This is a genomic window from Luminiphilus syltensis NOR5-1B (assembly GCF_000158175.1).
GTDB classification, from domain to species: domain Bacteria; phylum Pseudomonadota; class Gammaproteobacteria; order Pseudomonadales; family Halieaceae; genus Luminiphilus; species Luminiphilus syltensis.
Map to the genome: position 1 here is coordinate 1,826,761 of NZ_DS999411.1, position 18,616 is coordinate 1,845,376.

An 18,616-nucleotide genomic window follows, 5' to 3' on the forward strand; every position below is an offset into this window, starting at 1 on the left:
CCGCCTTAAATGTGTGGCCTTTCGCCACGCTGAAGCTAGTGCCTGACTCTGCCCCGAAACACTCGGATTGACATTGCGAGCAGGCTAACTGAGTGGAGAACACTATGTACGCGGTGATAGAAGCCGGTGGTAAGCAGCATCGGGTCGAAGAAGGCGAGCTGCTGAAGCTTGAGAAAATTGAAGCCGGTACCGGCGATACGATCGAATTTGATCGCGTCCTGCTGCTCGGCGCGGGCAGTGACGTCAAAATCGGTACGCCGGTTGTTGAGGGCGGGAAAGTCACCGCTGAAGTGGTTTCCCATGGGCGTCACGAAAAAATCCGAATCGTGAAGTTCAATCGCCGAAAGCATTATCGCAACGAGACCGGTCACCGTCAGTGGTACACCGAAGTCAAAATTACTGGAATTCAGGGTTGATAGGAGGCGCATATGGCTCATAAGAAAGCAGGTGGTAGTACTCGAAACGGTCGCGACTCCCAGAGCAAGCGATTGGGTATCAAGGCCTTTGGTGGTCAGACCATTAGCGCGGGGAGCATTATTGTTCGCCAGCGTGGTACCCGGTTCCACCCCGGACTGAACGTCGGATGCGGCAAGGACCATACGTTGTTCGCCACTACCGATGGCAAAGTGGAATTTACTACGGGCGGTGCCAAAGGCCGCAAATTTGTAAACGTGGTGAGCGCCTGATCGACTGAATCTCGAGTCGAGAAGCCTCGTCACGCGACGGGGCTTTTTTTTGTCTGCAGGGTTTACACTGACGCTATGAAATTTGTTGATGAAGCGACCATCGAAGTCTTTGCCGGTAACGGTGGCAACGGCTGCCTGAGTTTTCGTCGAGAGAAGTACATCCCCAAAGGTGGACCCGATGGTGGCGATGGCGGCGATGGTGGTAGCGTTATTGTCTGTGGTGATCAGTCGCTTAATACGATGATCGATTACCGCTACACCCGGCGTCACCGGGCGGAGAATGGCGAGCCCGGTAAAGGCCGTAACTGTACGGGTCGTAAAGGCAATGATTTGCTGTTACCCGTGCCGCTCGGTACGACGGTTATCGATACCGAAACCGACGAGGTGTTGGGAGATATTCGCGAACACGACCAGCGACTGGTGGTGGCCCAAGGTGGCTGGCATGGCCTGGGTAATACCCGGTTCAAGTCCAGTACCAACCGCGCCCCGCGGCAGACGTCCGAGGGTACTCTGGGAGAGTCCCGCAGCCTTAAGTTTGAGTTGAAGGTATTGGCGGATGTCGGCCTTTTGGGCCTACCCAATGCCGGTAAATCCTCATTTATTCGGGCGGTTTCGGCGGCAACGCCGAAGGTGGCGGATTACCCCTTCACGACGCTGGTGCCTAATCTGGGGGTGGTAAAGGTAGACGCCCACCGGTCCTTTGTTGTCGCCGATATTCCCGGTTTGATAGCCGGAGCCTCGGAAGGCGCAGGATTGGGTATTCGATTTTTAAAGCATTTGACACGCAATCGAGTGTTATTACACATCGTTGATATGGCGCCTTTCGATGACACGGACCCCGCGGAGCAAGCGCTCGCGATTGTCCGTGAGCTGGAGCAGTTCAGCCCGACCCTTGCCCAGCGCCCTCGCTGGCTTTTATTGAACAAGAAGGATTTGCTCGATGCGGAGGAGTTTGCGCTACGCAAAGCGTCGGTGCTGCAGGCCCTCGATTGGGACGGTCCTGTGTACGACATTTCAGCGATCTCGTCCCAGGGCACTGACCGTGTTAGTGGCGATCTGATGACCATGATCGAAGCGCGTAACGAGCAGGAGTTCAATGATCCCGATGCCCTGGCCGCCGAAGAGGCCATTCAGGAGCGTATGCAGTCAGAGGCTCGTGAACGTATCGAGATGCTGCAAAAGACCCGTAGCGCGGCGCGCAAGGCCGAGATTGAGGGTGCCGACGATGAGTCTGACATTGAGGTGGAGTACCGGCATTGACCAGCGCTAGTCGATCAGCGCTGGTGTCTGCTAAACGCTGGGTCATCAAAATTGGCAGCGCCTTGCTGACCGATGACGGCAAGCGACTTGATCGGGACATTATTGATTCGCTGACGACCCAGATCGCTCAATTGCTCGGTGGTGGCATCGAGGTCGTTTTGGTGTCCAGTGGTGCCGTTGCAGCGGGTGTTGTGCGGCTGGGCATGTCCGAACGGCCCCACGATTTGCACGACTTGCAGGCCGCGGCCGCAGTGGGGCAATCGGCGCTGGTTCGTGCCTACGAAGATGCGCTGCAGCCAAAAGGAGTGCTCAGTGCTCAGATCTTGCTCAGTCATGCGGATATTCTGGCACGGGATCGATACCTGAATGCGCGGGCGACCCTGAAGACCTTATTGGCAATGGGGGTCTTACCCATCGTCAACGAAAACGATACCGTGGTCACCGACGAAATTCGCCTTGGTGATAACGACACGCTTGCCGCACTCGTAGCCAACCTCGTTGATGCGGACGCGCTGCTCATTCTGACCGATCAATCGGGGCTGTATGACCGAAATCCCAGTATCGATAGCGATGCCCGATTAATCGACCACGCTTCGGTCTCCGATGCATCGCTCGATGGCATGGTCGGTGAAGGTGGCACCCTCGGTAGGGGTGGCATGGTCACCAAACTTCGCGCCGCTCGACTCGCTGCCCGATCTGGAACCATGACGGTGATTGCTTCTGGAAAGGAAGCGAACGTCATTGAGCGGATCCGCAGCGGGGAAACTATCGGTACCCTGTTGCACACCGATCGGCGTCCGGAAAGTGCTCGCAAGCAGTGGCTGGCCAGTCTGCTCCATGCCAAAGGGGCGCTTATTCTCGACGACGGCGCGGTGCGTGGGGTGGTGCAGCAAGGGCGTTCGCTGTTACCGGTAGGTGTGACTGGCGTTGAAGGACGTTTTGATCGCGGTGATCTTGTCAGATGTCTGAATTTAGAGGGACGCGAGGTCGCACGCGGGCTGATCAATTACCCTGACCAGGAGGCTCGGCAACTGATTGGTGTGATTTCTTCCGACATTGAGAGCCGTATCGGTTACGGTGGGGATGTGGAAATGATCCACCGGGATAATCTGATCACGGTGGGCAGCTGAGTGGCGACGGCGTTGCTGGCGCTTTACTGCGCGGCTATTTTCATCGCGTCGATGGCGGGCGCGATGGTCCCACGACGCATGAAAATGACGCACACGCGTATGCAACTGGTGATGAGTCTCGTTGCGGGTTTGATGCTGGGCGTGGCTTTGTTTCATCTCATTCCACATAGCGCGACAGAGGCGGGCAGTCATATTGACTTCACCATGCGTTGGGTCATGGCTGGCTTGGTCTTCATGCTGATGCTTTTACGCTTGTTCCACTTCCACCAGCATGATTTTGGCGACCTGGAGGCAGGCTGCGAGCACGGTAGTGCCGAGGCGCACGATCATGCCCAGGCCCATGATCACGCCCATGCCAGCCCGCCGGCGAATGCATCGAGTTGGTTTGGTCTGGCTTTCGGCCTGGCGGTTCATACTATCGTCGATGGTATTGCCCTGGGTGCGGTCATGCAGAGTGGTGAGGCGCAGGCCAGCCTATTGGGCGTGGGGGTATTTATGGCTATTTTTCTGCACAAGCCCCTGGATACACTCGCGCTGGAGACAGTGATGACCGCGGCGGGGACTGCCGTGTCGGTAAGGCGCATTGCGACGACTGTTTTTTCGCTACTGTGTCCCCTGGCGGCGGTGTTATTTTTCCTGCGCGCGGACGTGATTGCAGGAGATTCATTGTTGCTGCCCGGTGCGCTCGCCTTTTCGGCAGGTGCGTTTATCTGTATCGCACTGGCTGACCTGCTACCCGAGGTGCAGTTTCATAGCCACGATCGTGGCAAACTCACAGTCCTGTTTATTGTTGGGATCGCGCTGGCGATGACCATTGGAATCTTCGAGCCGGCACACTGAGGACGGTAAGCTCAACTCCTCAGGGCATCGGCGAGGGCCGCGGTTTGCGCGGGATCGTAGCGAGGACTGGTCCACCCCAGCAATTCACGCTCAATCATATTGGTCAATACGTCCAGGTGTTGTGCCTCGGCGTTGAGGCAGGGGATGTATTCGTACCGCTCGCCGCCCGATTCCATGAAGTAGTCGCGATTTTCCATGCCAATTTCTTCAATGGTTTCGAGGCAGTCGGCCGAGAATCCCGGGCACAGGATCTGTAGCGATTTTACGCCCTGTGCGGGAAGCTCTTTGAGAGTCATGTCGGTGTAGGGTTTCAGCCATTCTTCGCGCCCAAACCGGGACTGGAAAGTCGTGACATATTCCTCGCTCGCCAAGCCCAGCGCTTCAGCGACCAGTCGCGTCGTCTTGTGGCATTGGCAGTGGTAGGGGTCGCCTTCGTTCAGATAACGCAGCGGCATACCGTGGTAGGAAAAAACCAGTTTGTCGGCCTTGGGGTGATGCTGCCAATGATCACGCACACTGGCGGCGACCGCTTCGATATAACCCGGGTCATCGTGGTAACAACTGATAAATCGCAGATCGGGTAGCCAGCGCCGCTGTTGCATATCCTCAGCCAGAGCGTCGAAGGTCGAGCCTGTCGTCGGGCCGCCGTAGTGGGGGTATAGGGGTAGAACTACTAGCCGTTGCACACCGGCGCTGAACATTTCCTGGAGTACCGACGGAATCGATGGATTCCCGTAGCGCATTGCTCCGCGGACCATCACCGGGTCGCCCCAGCGATCGGCAATGCGCTTTTCTACCCCGGCGACCTGATCTTGCAGGTGATATAAGAGCGGCGAGCCTCGATCCGTCCACACCTCCTGGTACCCTTCCGCTGAGCGCTTGGGGCGCGTATTCAGAATGATACCGTTGAGGATGAGCCACCAGATGAGCCGCGGCACCTCAACAACCCGAGGATCCGACAGAAACTGTTTCAGGTAGGGCTTCAGCGCCTCTTTGGTGGGGGCGTCAGGCGTCCCCAGATTGGTCATCAGAACCCCTACGCGCGGTGCAGAACCGTGATCGAAATCAGGGAAACCTTGGTATTTCATTCGTTATCCAATAAGCCCGGGGTCAGCTGCCTCTACGCGCGGACGGCGCGCGCGGATTGGTGCGCAATAGTAGCGCTGTTGCGAATCGAGTGATAGAGAGGCGCGCAAAATGGGGTTATTCGCGCTTTACTACCCGGTCGGCGGGCAGGACCTGCTGATTTCAGTATGATCCATCCTTCCCTGCGCCGTGAGACTGGATATTGTCCATGTAAGGGGCGGTCTGAACCGGGGTTCCCGGCGTAGATTGGGCATGTCAAAAAAGAATCCTATCAAGCGGGGTGCTCTGGGTCGTGGGCTTGCCGTATCTATAGCCAGCGCGCGTGCTGGAGGTGCCCTGGCGATAGATGGCGCCTGGCGCCGTATTCGTGGTGGTGAGGCCCAGAGCTCGCCCCGTTTACACAGTGAAGCCCGCCGGTTTGCTCAAAGCCTGGGTGAGTTAAAGGGCAGCTACGTCAAGATCGGGCAGATCATGGCCCTGCTGGGCGAACACTTCATGCCCCCCGAACTCACCTCTGCATTACACGAACTGGAGGCCGGCACTCGCCCTCTGGACTGGCAGCATATTGAGCCGACGCTGCGTCGATCCCTGGGCAATGCGTTTGACGACCTGGACATCGAGCGCGAAGCCATCGCGGCGGCATCATTGGCTCAGGTGCATCGGGCCAGGGTAAAGGCGACCGGCCAGCAACTGGTGCTTAAGGTGCAGTATCCCGAACTCACCGCTGTCATCGACGATGATTTCAATGTTGTCGTGCGCATGATGCGCCTCGCGCGCTGGATCCCCGCCGGCAGGGATTTTGACGCCTGGCTAAGCACCATGCGTCGTCAGCTCCACGCAGAGACCGATTACCCGAGAGAGCTGGCCATGGCAGGACGAATGGCGGCACATCTCTCGGCGTGGCAACCCGAGGCCGAGGTGACGATTCGGGTACCCGAGTATCACGCCGTCTATTCGGCCGGGGAGGTGCTGGCGATCGAATACATCGATGGTTTGCCGGTAACCGATGCCCGAATCCTTCAACTCAGCCAAGCCCGGCGCAATGCACTGGGTCGCGCTATGCTCGAGCTGTTTTTTGCCGAGGTCTTTGACTGGGGTCTAATGCAGGTTGATTCCAATTTTGGTAATTACCTGATTGACCCCTCGGGTGGCGAGTTGACCTTGTTGGATTTTGGTTCGGTCATCGAGCTGGAAGATTCTTTTGTGGCTTCGCTGGGCGATGCTATTTTTGCGGGCCTGGCGAACGACGAGAGGCGGCTCGCTGATGCGCTGACACGCCTGGGCTGTATTAAACCCGATGCCAGCGATCACGTGCGCAGTACGTTCTCCAAGTTTGTCCATCATGTGATTGAGCCGCTGCGCTACCCCGAAGATATACCGGACGAGAGCATCAATGATGCCGGCGCCTACCAATGGCAGGCCTCCGGTTTGCTCAACCGTGCGGGTAAGCGAGCGGCGGGTTCGGCGGCGAGTCGGCATTTCGCGATTCCCTCCGAGCAATTTGCACTCATTGTGCGCAAGCTGACAGGAGTGTTTACCTTTATTTCGGTGCTTGATGCGGAATTTAACGGTTGGGAAGTCGCGCAGCGATACCAGGCCCGTTTTGGCGGTGAGGCGTGACCGACGAGTCGAGAAAGGTTCCGAAGGGGCGGCTTAGCCGCTTCGGAAAAATCGCCAAGTTGGCGGGTGGCGTCGCCGGCGGCATGATTGCCGAGGGAGCGCGCCAGGCCCGCGCTGGCAATCGACCCTCGACCCGCGATCTGCTGCTGACTCCGGGCAATGCCCGTCGCCTGACCCGGCAGCTCTCGGAGATGCGCGGCGCGGCCATGAAGCTGGGCCAGATACTGTCGATGGACGGAGGGGATTTCCTACCCCGGGAGCTTGCGGATATTCTGGCGACGCTGCGCTCTGGTGCTTACGCCATGCCCGCCGATCAGCTCGATCAGGTGTTGTCGGAGTCGTTTGGCCATGACTGGCGTAACAAGCTCAGCGATTTTGAAAGCAAGCCCTTTGCCGCTGCCTCAATCGGTCAGGTGCACCGTCTGAAGTCGGGTAATGGACGCGACGCAGTGCTCAAAGTGCAGTATCCCGGCGTGGCAGAAAGTATCGACTCGGACGTTGATAACCTCGTATCACTGCTGAGAATCTCGGGGTTGCTACCCGCACAAATCGAGATCCGCCCCATTCTCGAAGAGGTCAAGGAGCAATTGCGGGAGGAAGCGGATTATCAGAATGAGTCCCGATACCTCAATGCCTTTGTACGCGCGCTGGGGGATGATGACCGCTTTCTGCTTCCGCGGCTCATACCGTCGCTGACCACCGAACGGGTGATGGGTATGACCTTTGTCCCGGGCGAGGCGATTGAAGCGGTGCTTGATGAAGAGCAGGAGGAGCGGGACCGGGTAATGTCGCTGCTCATCGAGCTTTTTCTGGTTGAGCTGTTCGACCTGCGCCTGGTCCAGACCGACCCTAATTTTGCCAATTACCGCTACAACGTCGACACGGGACAGGTGGCGCTACTCGATTTCGGTGCCTCCCGCCGTTTCAAGGCAGCCTTTACCCGGGGTTATCTCGACCTGCTGAAAGCCCGGGTCGAAGGGGATCGGCCGGGTATGGCCGCCGCAGCGGAGCAGGTGGGGTACTCCCTGGGCGAGCCCGGTACCCGCTATCAAACTCTGGTGCTCGATTTCTTCGACATTATCCTTGAGCCCGTGGTTGAGGACGCGCCCTATGATTTTGGCAATTCCCCTATTGCCCGGATCGCCGCAGAATTGGGCGGAGAGATGCAGTATTTCAAAGATTTCTGGGAAATTCCGCCCATCGATGCCGCCTATATACACCGCAAAATTGCGGGGCTGTTTTTGCTCGCCTCTCGACTCGGGGCCCGGGTGAACGTGAATGCGCTGTTAAAGCCCTGGCTGGAGGACTAGCTGCGGGGGAGTTGTGCGCGGAAAAAATTGACCGCGTTTTCTCCCATGACGGCCCTGATTTCGGCTTCGCTAAAGCCCTGATTCAATAATGCTTCGGTGAGTTGGGGTAGGCCCGAGGCATCGATAGGGGTGTGCACCGAGCCGTCCCAGTCCGATCCCAGGGCGATGGCGTCGAGCCCGAAACGATCGATACCGTAACGAAGCGCACCGGCAATATTAGCGATCGTGGCATCGCAAATTGCCCCCTCCCAGTAGCCCACACCTATAAGCCCGCCTGCCTTGGTAACCCTCTCCATAGTGGCATCCGAAATATTGCGCGGGCTGTTGCAGTGCCCCTGAAATCCGGTATGGCTGATCATTAATGGACCTTCACTGATCGCCACTACATCCCGGACCACGGCTTCTGATGAGTGGGACACGTCGATCATGATACCGAGCGCGTTCATTCGGCGTACTACCGCCGCTCCGAATTCAGTGAGACCGCTCTGGGATTCTCCATGCAGTGATCCTCCCAGCCGATTATCGAAAAAATGCTGCAGGCTCATCATTCTAAAGCCCAGCGCGTACAGTCGATCCACGTTGTCGATATCGCCATCGAGGGCATGGGAGCCTTCGGTACCCAGAAGCACTCCCGTCACGTCTTGCCCCATCGCGCGCTGCTTCAGCAGCGTGTCGAGCTCGGTTTGGTGGGTAATCAGCTGCAGTCGTTCGGTCTGCCTGACCGTTTCATGTAATTTCCTGGCCTGGAACGCGGCCCGCGCAAAGCGCGACCCATGGGTTTCCGCAGGCCATCCCTGGGCGATACCCAGCAGTGTGATTCGATCCAGGGCGTTGGCGCTGTTTCGTTGGTAATTCTGGCCCGCGGGTGACTGGGTCACCGTGGTCAGCATTTGCAGTGCCACATTGCCAGCTTCCATTCGTGGCAGATCGGTATGGCCGATGCTATTGGCGTCGGCAAAGTCGCGTCGCCAGAGCAGCGAATCCGCGTGCAGGTCGGCGATGACCAGTGAGTGATGAAGGCGCTGCGCTGAAGTTGTCTTGGAACCCTCCTTGATATTGACCACCGTATTTGAGCGAGCATCGATCCAGTGGGGTAGCGGGCCAAAAATAATAATGATGGCCAATAACGAGGCGATACCCATTCCACTCAATATTAGCCGCAATGCAGCCATAGTCTTCCTCTCTCATTACTGGTGAGTGCGGCGGTTGGCGCGAACCCACATTGGTCTGAAGTCGGGCGATCCTCGTAAGCAGGGCATGTCCGCCAGAAATCTTATCCTGGTCCTCGGTGACCAGCTCAGCCTGAACAACCCGGCACTTAGCGACGCCGATCCTGCCTGCGACCATATTCTACTCGCGGAGGTTACCGAAGAGGCGACCTACGTGCGCCATAATCGGCACAAACTGGTGCTGTTGTTTTCAGCGATGCGTCACTTTGCCAGTCGACTCAAAAGGAAAGGGTTCGAGGTCCATTATTTTCAGCTGGGCGATGACGTGTCGACGCTGAAATCAGCCTGTAAAACCGTACTCGACGGGCATGATTTCGAACGGGTTTTGGTATGCCAGCCGGGGGAGTACCGCCTTGCCCACGAATTCAGGCAGTGGCCAGAGGCCCTGGGCGTTGAAGTCGAGGTGTTGGCCGACACCCGTTTTCTGGCTTCGCTCGAGGCCTTCGATGCATGGGCTGATGGCCGAAAACAACTCCGTATGGAGTATTTCTATCGCGACATGCGCCGGCAGTATGACATCCTGATGGATGGCGATAAGCCCTGCGGCGATCGATGGAATTACGATAACGAAAACCGGGTGGGTTGGCGCCAGCAGGAGGACATCCCCCCGCGTGTCAATGTCGAGCCCGATGCGGTAACCGCTGCCGTTATCGAGGAGGTGTCCGCCGCCTTTCCAGATAATCCGGGAGATCTGTCCCAGTTCCGGCTGGCGGTGACCCAGACCGGAGCTGAGCGTCAGTTTGACTGGTTTTGCGAGCACGCGTTGTCCCGCTTCGGAACCTACCAGGATGCCCTGGTCGAGGAGTCGCCCTGGGTGTTTCACAGTTTAATTTCGATGTATCTGAATTGCGGTTTGCTGGACCCTCTGGAGGTCTGTCGCCGTGTCGAGCAGCACTGGCGAAACGGAGACTGCGAGCTGTCGGCAGCGGAGGGTTTTATCCGTCAGGTGCTCGGGTGGCGCGAGTACATCCGCGGAATTTATTGGCGCTTTATGCCCGATTATGCCGATGAAAACTTTTTTGGTGCCGAGCGCCCGCTCCCCGACTGGTTCTGGTCAGGGGAAACCGAGATGCGTTGCGTCAGTCAGGCCGTTAGGCAATCCCTCGATCTGGGCTATGCGCACCATATCCAGCGCCTGATGGTTATCGGTAACTTTTCACTGCTCACTGGACTTGATGTGCAGTCAGTCTGTGACTGGTACCTCGCGGTTTATATCGACGCGTACGAGTGGGTAGAGCTACCCAATACGCTGGGTATGGCCCTGTATGCCGATGGCGGCAGTATGGCCAGCAAGCCCTACGCGGCGAGCGGTAAATACATTCAAAAGCAGGGTGACCATTGCAAACAGTGCCGCTTCAAACCCAGCAAGATGACCGGGGAGGATGCCTGTCCTTTCAACAGCCTGTATTGGCGTTTTATCGACCGACAGTCCGACAAGCTGGAGAACAACCCGCGAATGGGTTTGATTATGGCGAATTGGAAGAAGCGAAACCCCGACGACAAGACCGCTATTCTGAAGTGGGCCGACCATTGCCTTGATCGACACGCGTAATCGGCTACTTACGCTTGCTGCGTTCGCCCGCACACCGGCGGGAGCAGTAAACCACCTCGTCCCAATTGTTTTTCCACCGCGCTCGCCAGGTGAAAGGACGTCCGCAAATGGGGCAGATTTTGCTCGGTAGATCGCGTTTTTTTCGCATGGATCCGGGTTCGCAGGTGGCGCTCAGGTCTGTGGATCGAGCGGCCAATCGGCGGCGTCAGTAACATGTTGCTGCTGCGGCTTACGAAAGCCATCCCATTTGGTGGTGAAGATATTTTCGGGATCGTGCTGCGCGGCCTGTTTGTCGAGATTGAAATGCCGACCTCCACGAGGATCGGCGCCGACACCGGCGATGTATTGCCAGTTTCCGTAATTACTGCCGACATCGTAATCGATAAGGTGTTTCTCGAAAAAAGCAGCGCCAAAACGCCAATCCTGACCCAGTTCATTGATCAGACAGCTCGCGACAATCTGACGGCCTCGGTTGCTCATCCAGCCGGTATCGGTGAGCTGGTGCATTAATGCGTTTACCAGGGGGAAGTCGGTGTCACCGGCGCTCCATCGTGCAAATGCCCGGGGGTCAAAACAACAGCGCCTGCCGCGTTTCTGTACGCCGCCAATATGAAACAGCCCGTGATCATCAATCACCGCGCGCCATTGGAAAAACTCACGCCAAAGCAGTTCAAAGAACAGCCAGTAGGTCGATTCATTGGCAAGCTGCTCGCGTTCGAAGCGAAAGATTTCATGGGCGACTTCACGTGCGGACAAGTTACCGTTAGCGAGCCAGGGCGACAGGCTACTCGACCCGTCGAGACCATCGAGGCAGTTACGCGTTTCTTTATAGCTGACGATTCGCCGCTCATCGAAGATGAATTGGCGCACACGGCGCAATCCGGCAGCTCTGCCGCCGGGTATCGGAAGCGCGGGACTGGGTAACGCCTGTGCGGGCGGAATGGCATCGAACTGTGCCGCCGGTGGTGGCGGTAGTGTCACGGGCTCAGCAGCAGGAGGCGTGATGGTCAGCGGTTCTACCTGCTTGCGAAACGGGGTGAATGTCGCCGGAAAATCGGCGAGTCCGGTAGGTAATTGATCCTCGGTGAACAGCGTATTGCCACGGTGCAGTTCAAAAGGAACCCCCAGACGGCGCTGGAGTCGCTCGTACGTGAGTCGTTCGTAATAGCCGGGTGCGGTGCAGGCGCTCACTTCGGTGATGTCAAATCGGGATACCAGGTCGGGGAGCACCAGCTCGGGTGATCCTTCGAGGACCAGTAAGTCCTGACCCAGACGGTTGAGTTCATCGCGTAAGGCCTGCAATGACTCCCTGAGGAATCGGTCCCGTTGCGGACCCATCCCGGTAACGTTGCACCAGGGCCCGGTCTTGGGCATTAGATACACGCAGAGTAGTGTATCGGCGGCGACGTGGCTCGATAGCGCCGGGTTGTCAGCGAGTCTCAGATCGCGCTGAAACCAGTGAAGATGTCGGATAGTGGGGGGAGTTTTCATGTGCTCTGGGTACGTTATCAATTGAGGCGTGGATTTCTTGTACTTTCAGAAGGTTCCTCGCGGGCTGGCGGGATCAAGGCCTGTGCGGTACCTCCATCAGTGCTCAAGAAGCCACTCCATGACAACCGGGCGCTATATCCTGAAGTCGGCGAGGCAATGCCAAGTGCAGGTGATTTTCGACCGTACTTGCAGCGACCATTGAGGGGGGCTGAGTCGGTCGGGCCAGGTACGAAGTCATCCTCTATACCTATGCGGGTCGCCAGAACGTGTTATGCGGCATGGGCGTGGCATGGGTGTTGGAGCACAGCGGTAACGGACTGGGAGATTGATCGGTTTCGCGGGGCAGGAATTCTCTTGGTGGGTTTCAAAAGGCCAGTTGTCGCGAATTCAGCGATTCTGTCTTGCAATTAGGCCCGTGCGCTGGGTACGGTGCCAGGGCTGATAACCCGGGGTATTCAGGGGCTTGTGCGGTGGATCGTGCCTCGGTTCTGGTGATCCATGGAGCAGGATTGCTGACGATCAAGCCGGTTCCCCTGGGATTCCTTGTCGCCGTCGTCTCAGCGCCGGGCCTTATTCTGCTAATTCGTCAATGCACGTCCTGAATTTTTGGTGAAATTAAACTTTTTTGCCTCTGGCGGGAACTTTTCATTCCCCTGTAACATTTGTCGCTGAAAGTCAGGTCTGTGTTGGCGCTATTCAGCGCGGCCGTTGGTTTTCTCTTTCCCAGGAGCCCTTTCCCCATGAAAAAGTCCGTTATTCACTTATTTGCACGAAAAGCCCTTGTAAGCGCCATTGCCAGCGCCTCCGCCGCCGGTGTTGTCGGTTATTCCACCTCCGCTTTCGCTCAGGAAACCACCGCCGGAGTTCGCGGCCAGGTGACTGACATGACCGGAGCCCCGGTAGCCGATGCTGATGTGATTATCACCAGCTCTGGAACCGGCGTTGCCCGTTCGCTAAAAACCAACGCGAACGGTATCTACAACGTCCGCAACCTGCCCGCTGGCGTGACCTACATGATTTCGGTCGACGCACCCGATCTGCAAAAAGCGACCACAGATTCGCTGCAGTTGGCAGTGGGTCAGACCGCGGTGATGAATTACCAACTCAGCGCCGAGGAAGAGGTCATCGTGATGGGGCAGCGTATTGAAACCGCCGCCACTGCCATTGGCCCCACCGCCGTTTTCGATTTGGCCGCGCTGCAGGATTCGCCGGCGATCAACCGGAACATCAACGACATCATCCAGCAGGATCCGCGGATTTATATCGATCAGTCGAGCAGTGATAACTCGATTCAGTGTAATGGTGCCAACCCCCGCTACAACAGCCTTACGGTTGACGGTGTTCGCCTCAACGACGGTTTTGGTCTGAACAGCAATGGCTACCCCACCCAGCGTATGCCATTCCCTTTCGACGCGATCTCCAGTGTCGCAGTAGAGCTGGCCCCGATGAGCGTGGTCTACGGTGGTTTCTCGGCCTGTAATGTGAATGCGGTCACGAAGACCGGTGCCAATGAGATGTTTGGCTCCGTCTTCTATGACTACACCAGTGATGATTTCCGTGGGGACAAACTCGAGGGTGACTCGATCCAGAGCCAGGACTACTCCGAAGACCGTTACGGCTTCGAACTCGGCGGCGCCCTGATTCAGGATAAATTGTTCTTTTACGGTGCCTATGAAAAATACGAAGGGGCTGACTTGAATAACCGCGGCGCGATTGGCTCGGGTGCCGTCAACGAAGTGGCGGTCACCCAGCCCGAGTTGGATCGTATCGCCCGGATTTCACGCGATGTCTACGGCTTTGATCCGGGTAATTCGGTTTCTGAAGCCTTCGATTTTGACGATGAAAAGTATCTCGCCAAGATCGACTGGTACGTCACCGATACCCAGCGCTTGTCAGCGACCTACATGTACAACGACTCGTTCAACTTCACGCCATCCGATGGTGATCTCGACGAATTTGAGTTCGATCTTCACTTCTACAAGCGTGGCGCCGAGCTCAATACCTACAGCTTGAATCTGTACTCGGACTGGAATGAAAACTTCTCCACCGAGATCCGCTACACCTTAACCGACCTCGAATTCCTGCAGGCACCCACCGCCGGTCGGGACTTTGGTGAGATTCGTGTTGAGTTGGATGATGTTGATGTGTATCTCGGTGGTGACGACAGCCGCCAAGCCAACGAGCTCGAGTGGGAGAACGAGCAGATCGTGATCCGCGGCACGTATTTTGTGGGTAACCATGCGATTACAGCCGGCTTTGAGCGTGAGGATCTCGAGTTTTACAACCTCTTCTACCAGCATGTCGATACCGAAATCCGTTTTGACGGCATCGATAATTTCGAGGCCGGGCTCGCCGATCGCATTCAGTACGGCAACGCCATAACGAACAACGAGCGGGACGCGGGTGAGGAGTTCTCGTACGCGGTGAATACGTTCTATATCGAGGATGAATGGCAGGTTAACGACCGCCTCAACGTCACCCTCGGCATGCGTTACGACCGCTATGAAACCAGCGATAAGCCCAACCTGAACCCCGATTTTGAGGCCAGTTACGGGTTCGGCAATGACGCCACGCTGGACGGTATCGACCTATTCCTGCCACGCTTCGGCTTTACCTTTGAAGCCACCGATGATGTGACGGTGCGCGGTGGTATAGGCTTGTTCTCTGGCGGTAACCCCAATGTCTGGTACTCCAACGTGTACAGCAATACCAATACAACTGCCGTACAAACGCAGTTGGACGACGTTGATTTGTTTTCACTTGATTACGACTTGTGTGAAGAGGGCGTGCCGGTTTGTGGACCCGGTTATGGTGTGCCAACCGCGCTCCGTGATCAGGTAGCCGCCGGCCAGGGAGATAACTTCGAAATTGTGTACCTCGACCCGGACTTCGACGCCCCCACCGAATGGAAATACACCCTCGGTGCGACTTGGATAACACCGAATGACTACGTCGTCACCGCTGACGCGCAGATTACCCGGGGTAAAGACACTGCTCTGTACAAGCGGGGTGACCTCGAGTTTACCGGTGAGTTCAATGATTTTGGCAATGGCTACCCGATTTATGAAAGCGTTCGTTTGCCGTCATTTGTGCTGACCAATAGCTCCAATGGTAATGAATCCGAGTCGCTGTCGTTCAGTGTATTCAAGGATTACGAAAACGGTTTCAATATGCGCCTCGGTTACGCCTGGACGGATTCAAAGGATGTGAATCCAATGACCAGTTCGGTGGCATTCTCCAACTACGCTGAGCGGGGTTTCTATGATCCCCAGTCCGACGAGTTGGCGACCTCCAATTGGAATATCGAACATCGATTTACCGGTGTCTTCAACTACACGGCAGACTGGTTTAATGGCTACGAGACGCGTATCTCGCTGTTCATGCAATCCAACTCCGGAGTGCCTTACAGCATTACGCAAAGCGGCTTTGATGGCACTGTCTCAGCCTATGGATTCACGCCATTCCTCGACTTTCTCGAGAACGTGGTGGTTGAACCGGGCACGCGTAACAATCAGGACGGTTCCTGGTGGACCAAGGCCGATCTTCGGGTGACCCAGGAATTCCCTGGCTTCAGCGATAGCCATCGCGGCAGCGCCTTCTTTGTCATCAACAACGTTACCAATCTGATCAACGACGACTGGGGCATTATGGAGCAGGCGGTTTTTCCGGGTAACGCCACCCAGGACGACGTCGACAACGGTACTGCCGAGCAGCGCGTGGGTGATGCCTCGCTGTGGGAAATGCGCTTCGGTGTCAGCTACAACTTCTGATCAGCTAGCCTTCAGTTAAAAGCGCCCTCCGGGGCGCTTTTTTTTGCTAAGCGCAAATAGGCGTTAGCACAGTCTGCACAGAACCTTGATTACCTATTTAAACGGCAATCGCTGAATGCCGGGGCCGATGGAGCCGCGTGAGCAGCTCGAGTAATCGGTGGCTGAGTCGCCTGGACTCATTTCAGATAGACGCGTGGGAATTGCCGATCCCTGAAACCCGCGATGAGCCTTTTTTGCGCGCGATTCAGTCAACAGGGGCGAGTGCGGCATCCAGTACTGCCGCAAGACGCAGCGCAGCCTGCTTCATGCGTTTCAGCGCGATCCGGTAGTTCTTCGCCAGATACGCTTCGTCGAGGATGGTTATACGATAGCCGTAAAGGTAAGCGGTGCCCGGGTTGTTCATGATGGTGAGGCTCTCCTGCGCCCATTCCAAAGGGGTTCCTCCAGCCTCAGCCGACTGCTCAATGACCAGTTGTTTGAGTCCGGATCCGCCCGAGTAGCGGGCGTAGAGCGGCAGGTAGCCATCCCAGATCTGGTGCATTCCGGTTTCCTCGTACCGCTCGCCAAGTAACGCTCTGATCTCGCGGGGTACCTGCAAGCGATAGCTACTGCCACCACGATCCTCTGCGTAGGCGACGTGCAAGGGCTGGTGTAGATCTCCAACGAGGTGGGCCACCCATAACAGCGCCTCCGCGCGCGCATGGATATCGGTATTGGCTTGCGATAAACGCGCCTGTTGCTCGGTCAGTACAGCCAGAATATCGCCTTCGGCAGGCCGGGGAGCGGTAGCAATGTCGGTGGTGCCGACCGGAACATTGAGATAATGCCATGGCGCTGTTGTCGGCTGATCCGTTTTAATCTCGTCTGGCCAGCTGCAGAGGGCGCCGAAGCCGCGGTTGTCACGGGTTGCCAGCAGTCGATCGATTTCGAGGCGCGTACCGGGTTTGACATACTCAAGCGCCGCATCACAAATGGCGGCGTGACCGAGGTCCCACCAGGCCTGAGCGGGAGCTGTCAATAAAGCCGTTATCAGGGTAAGGATGATCGGCGCTGCCCGCATCTAAGCCTCCAAATGGCATTGATGGTTTGCTGTTAGACGCGCTCGGGGTCTATCTTTACCTAATTCACCGGCGGCGTCCGTCTCTTGACTAAATGATAGCAGTCAGGTGTTCGGGACCGTGCTAGATTTCGAATACAACTTCGTAAGATAAAGGGGTTCGGTACCTCCACGCTGAGCGATGTGGTTTGCTGCAACTCCCGTTTTAACCTGCGTCCAACCTAGGAGAATAGTAATGAAACCAGAGACCATCGCCCTGCATGAGGGTTACGACGGCGATCCCGCCACCAATGCGGCGACTACCCCTATTTATCAAACCACGTCGTTTACCTTCGACAATACCCAGCACGGCGCGGACCTTTTCAATCTGGTGGTCCCGGGCAATATCTATTCGCGGATCATGAATCCGACCAACGCCGTACTTGAGGCACGCCTTACTGCGCTGGAGGGCGGTGTCGGTGCCTTGGCGGTTGCCTCGGGCATGGCGGCGATTCGTTATGCGATAGAGACCATTGCGTCCCAGGGGGACAATATCGTCTCTACCAGCCAGCTCTATGGCGGAAGTTACAACCTGTTTGCGCATACGTTCCCCCGTCAGGGTATCGATGTGCGCATGGCCAGCGCCGATGACCTCGATGGCGCGGCCCGATTGATCGACGAAAACACCAAAGCGCTGTACTGCGAATCGATCGGTAACCCCGCCGGCAATGTTGTCGATATAGAAGCCTGGGCGAAGCTCGCCCATGAGCACGGGGTTCCGCTCATGGTCGATAACACCGTGGCGACGCCCTTCTTGTGCAAGGTATTTGATTACGGCGCCGACATTGCCCTGCATTCGCTGACGAAATACATCGGTGGTCACGGCACCACGGTGGGCGGCGCGATCGTTGATTCCGGACGGTTTGACTGGACGGCGGACAAGGAAAAATTTGCCATTCTCAACACGCCGGATCCGTCCTATCACGGGGTGGTTTACACCGAAGCGCTGGGTGAGGCGGCGTTTATCGGGCGATGCCGCGTAGTGCCCTTGCGGAATACCGGGGCGGCGCTGGCTGCCAACAGCGCCTTTCTAATCATGCAGGGGCTGGAGACCCTGGGTCTGCGTATGGAGCGGCATTGCGCCAATTCGCTGGCGGCAGCCGAGTTTCTTTCGGGACACGAAGCGGTCAACTGGGTGAATTATGCAGCCTTGCCCGATAGCCCTTACAAGGCGAATTGTGATCGACTCTGCGGTGGTCAGGCCTCGGGCATATTGAGCTTCGGCATTCGCGGTGGTGCGGAGGCGGGCGCCAAGTTCATCGATGCGTTGCAGTTGATCCTGCGCCTGGTCAATATCGGCGATGCCAAATCCCTGGCCTGTCATCCGGCATCGACTACCCACCGCCAGTTATCCCCCAAAGAGCTCAACAGCGCGGGCGTCTCCGAGGATATGGTGCGCTTATCCATAGGTATTGAACACATCGACGATATTATTTTGGATATTGAGCAGGCTTTGCATGCTAGTCAGTTATAATTAATCGGATAACGCCAGAGGGACAAATCTGACCTCTGGCGCTGCGACCTGTGCTGTCGATGTTAGTGAGCA

General features: G+C 56.9%; 15 protein-coding genes. 10 read left to right on the forward strand and 5 right to left on the reverse strand.

Translation table 11 applies throughout. The features are described 5' to 3' along the window. Positions 1-104 precede the first annotated feature (104 nt). From rplU to NOR51B_RS08280, 5 genes are all read left to right on the forward strand, one after another. Positions 105-416, forward strand: a complete 312-nt coding sequence (rplU, locus tag NOR51B_RS08260) for a 50S ribosomal protein L21 (RefSeq protein WP_009019744.1) — start codon at positions 105-107, stop codon at positions 414-416. A 12-nt stretch (positions 417-428) separates the two neighbouring features. Continuing rightward, on the forward strand, positions 429-686 hold the full coding sequence (gene rpmA, locus NOR51B_RS08265) for a 50S ribosomal protein L27 (protein WP_040481949.1): 258 nt from the start codon (positions 429-431) through the stop codon (positions 684-686). Positions 687-761: 75 nt separating this feature from the next. Continuing rightward, on the forward strand, positions 762-1,946 hold the full coding sequence (gene cgtA / locus NOR51B_RS08270) for an Obg family GTPase CgtA (RefSeq protein WP_009019888.1): 1,185 nt from the start codon (positions 762-764) through the stop codon (positions 1,944-1,946). After that, a complete protein-coding gene (proB, locus tag NOR51B_RS08275) occupies positions 1,943-3,076 on the forward strand; it encodes a glutamate 5-kinase (protein WP_050759440.1) in 1,134 nt (377 codons plus the stop codon). The genes cgtA and proB overlap by 4 nt, the downstream gene beginning before the upstream one ends. Then, positions 3,077-3,916: a ZIP family metal transporter gene (locus tag NOR51B_RS08280; protein WP_040481950.1), complete on the forward strand. Its 840-nt coding sequence runs from the start codon at positions 3,077-3,079 to the stop codon at positions 3,914-3,916. It abuts the gene before it with no gap. A gap of 11 nt (positions 3,917-3,927) precedes the next feature. On the opposite strand, the gene hemH is transcribed toward NOR51B_RS08280, so the two are convergent. After that, the gene (gene hemH, locus NOR51B_RS08285; protein WP_009020160.1) at positions 3,928-5,004 is read right to left on the reverse strand and encodes a ferrochelatase; all 1,077 of its coding nucleotides are present in this window, start codon (positions 5,002-5,004) and stop codon (positions 3,928-3,930) included. Between the two features lie 250 nt (positions 5,005-5,254). On the opposite strand from hemH, the gene NOR51B_RS08290 reads away from it, so the two are divergent. Continuing rightward, on the forward strand, positions 5,255-6,622 hold the full coding sequence (locus tag NOR51B_RS08290; RefSeq protein ID WP_009020003.1) for an ABC1 kinase family protein: 1,368 nt from the start codon (positions 5,255-5,257) through the stop codon (positions 6,620-6,622). Next, complete coding sequence (locus tag NOR51B_RS08295; protein ID WP_009020278.1) at positions 6,619-7,932, forward strand: ABC1 kinase family protein; 1,314 nt, start codon at positions 6,619-6,621, stop codon at positions 7,930-7,932. The genes NOR51B_RS08290 and NOR51B_RS08295 overlap by 4 nt, the downstream gene beginning before the upstream one ends. On the opposite strand, the gene NOR51B_RS08300 is transcribed toward NOR51B_RS08295, so the two are convergent. Further along, positions 7,929-9,104 (reverse strand): dipeptidase, encoded by a 1,176-nt coding sequence (locus NOR51B_RS08300; RefSeq protein ID WP_009018829.1) that lies wholly within the window; start codon positions 9,102-9,104, stop codon positions 7,929-7,931. The two genes, NOR51B_RS08295 and NOR51B_RS08300, sit on opposite strands and share 4 nt — an antisense overlap. Positions 9,105-9,189: 85 nt before the next feature. Here NOR51B_RS08300 and NOR51B_RS08305 point away from each other — a divergent pair, with 85 nt between their 5' ends. Further along, positions 9,190-10,713 carry a cryptochrome/photolyase family protein gene (locus NOR51B_RS08305; protein ID WP_040482468.1) on the forward strand — a complete coding sequence of 508 codons (1,524 nt, stop codon included), beginning with the start codon at positions 9,190-9,192 and terminating at the stop codon, positions 10,711-10,713. Between the two features lie 4 nt (positions 10,714-10,717). Here the strand turns inward: NOR51B_RS08305 and NOR51B_RS15795 are convergent, their stop codons facing one another. Beyond that, positions 10,718-10,861 carry a DUF2256 domain-containing protein gene (locus NOR51B_RS15795; protein ID WP_081443921.1) on the reverse strand — a complete coding sequence of 48 codons (144 nt, stop codon included), beginning with the start codon at positions 10,859-10,861 and terminating at the stop codon, positions 10,718-10,720. Positions 10,862-10,884: 23 nt separating this feature from the next. Beyond that, complete coding sequence (locus NOR51B_RS08310) at positions 10,885-12,204, reverse strand: DASH family cryptochrome (protein WP_009018874.1); 1,320 nt, start codon at positions 12,202-12,204, stop codon at positions 10,885-10,887. A 740-nt stretch (positions 12,205-12,944) separates the two neighbouring features. Here NOR51B_RS08310 and NOR51B_RS08315 point away from each other — a divergent pair. Next, a complete protein-coding gene (locus NOR51B_RS08315) occupies positions 12,945-15,974 on the forward strand; it encodes a TonB-dependent receptor (protein WP_040481951.1) in 3,030 nt (1,009 codons plus the stop codon). Between the two features lie 244 nt (positions 15,975-16,218). Here NOR51B_RS08315 and NOR51B_RS08320 read toward each other — a convergent pair whose 3' ends face one another. Further along, positions 16,219-17,034: a S1/P1 nuclease gene (locus NOR51B_RS08320; protein ID WP_009020339.1), complete on the reverse strand. Its 816-nt coding sequence runs from the start codon at positions 17,032-17,034 to the stop codon at positions 16,219-16,221. A gap of 232 nt (positions 17,035-17,266) precedes the next feature. On the opposite strand from NOR51B_RS08320, the gene NOR51B_RS08325 reads away from it, so the two are divergent. Continuing rightward, a complete protein-coding gene (locus tag NOR51B_RS08325; protein WP_009020225.1) occupies positions 17,267-18,544 on the forward strand; it encodes an O-acetylhomoserine aminocarboxypropyltransferase/cysteine synthase family protein in 1,278 nt (425 codons plus the stop codon). Positions 18,545-18,616 lie beyond the last annotated feature (72 nt).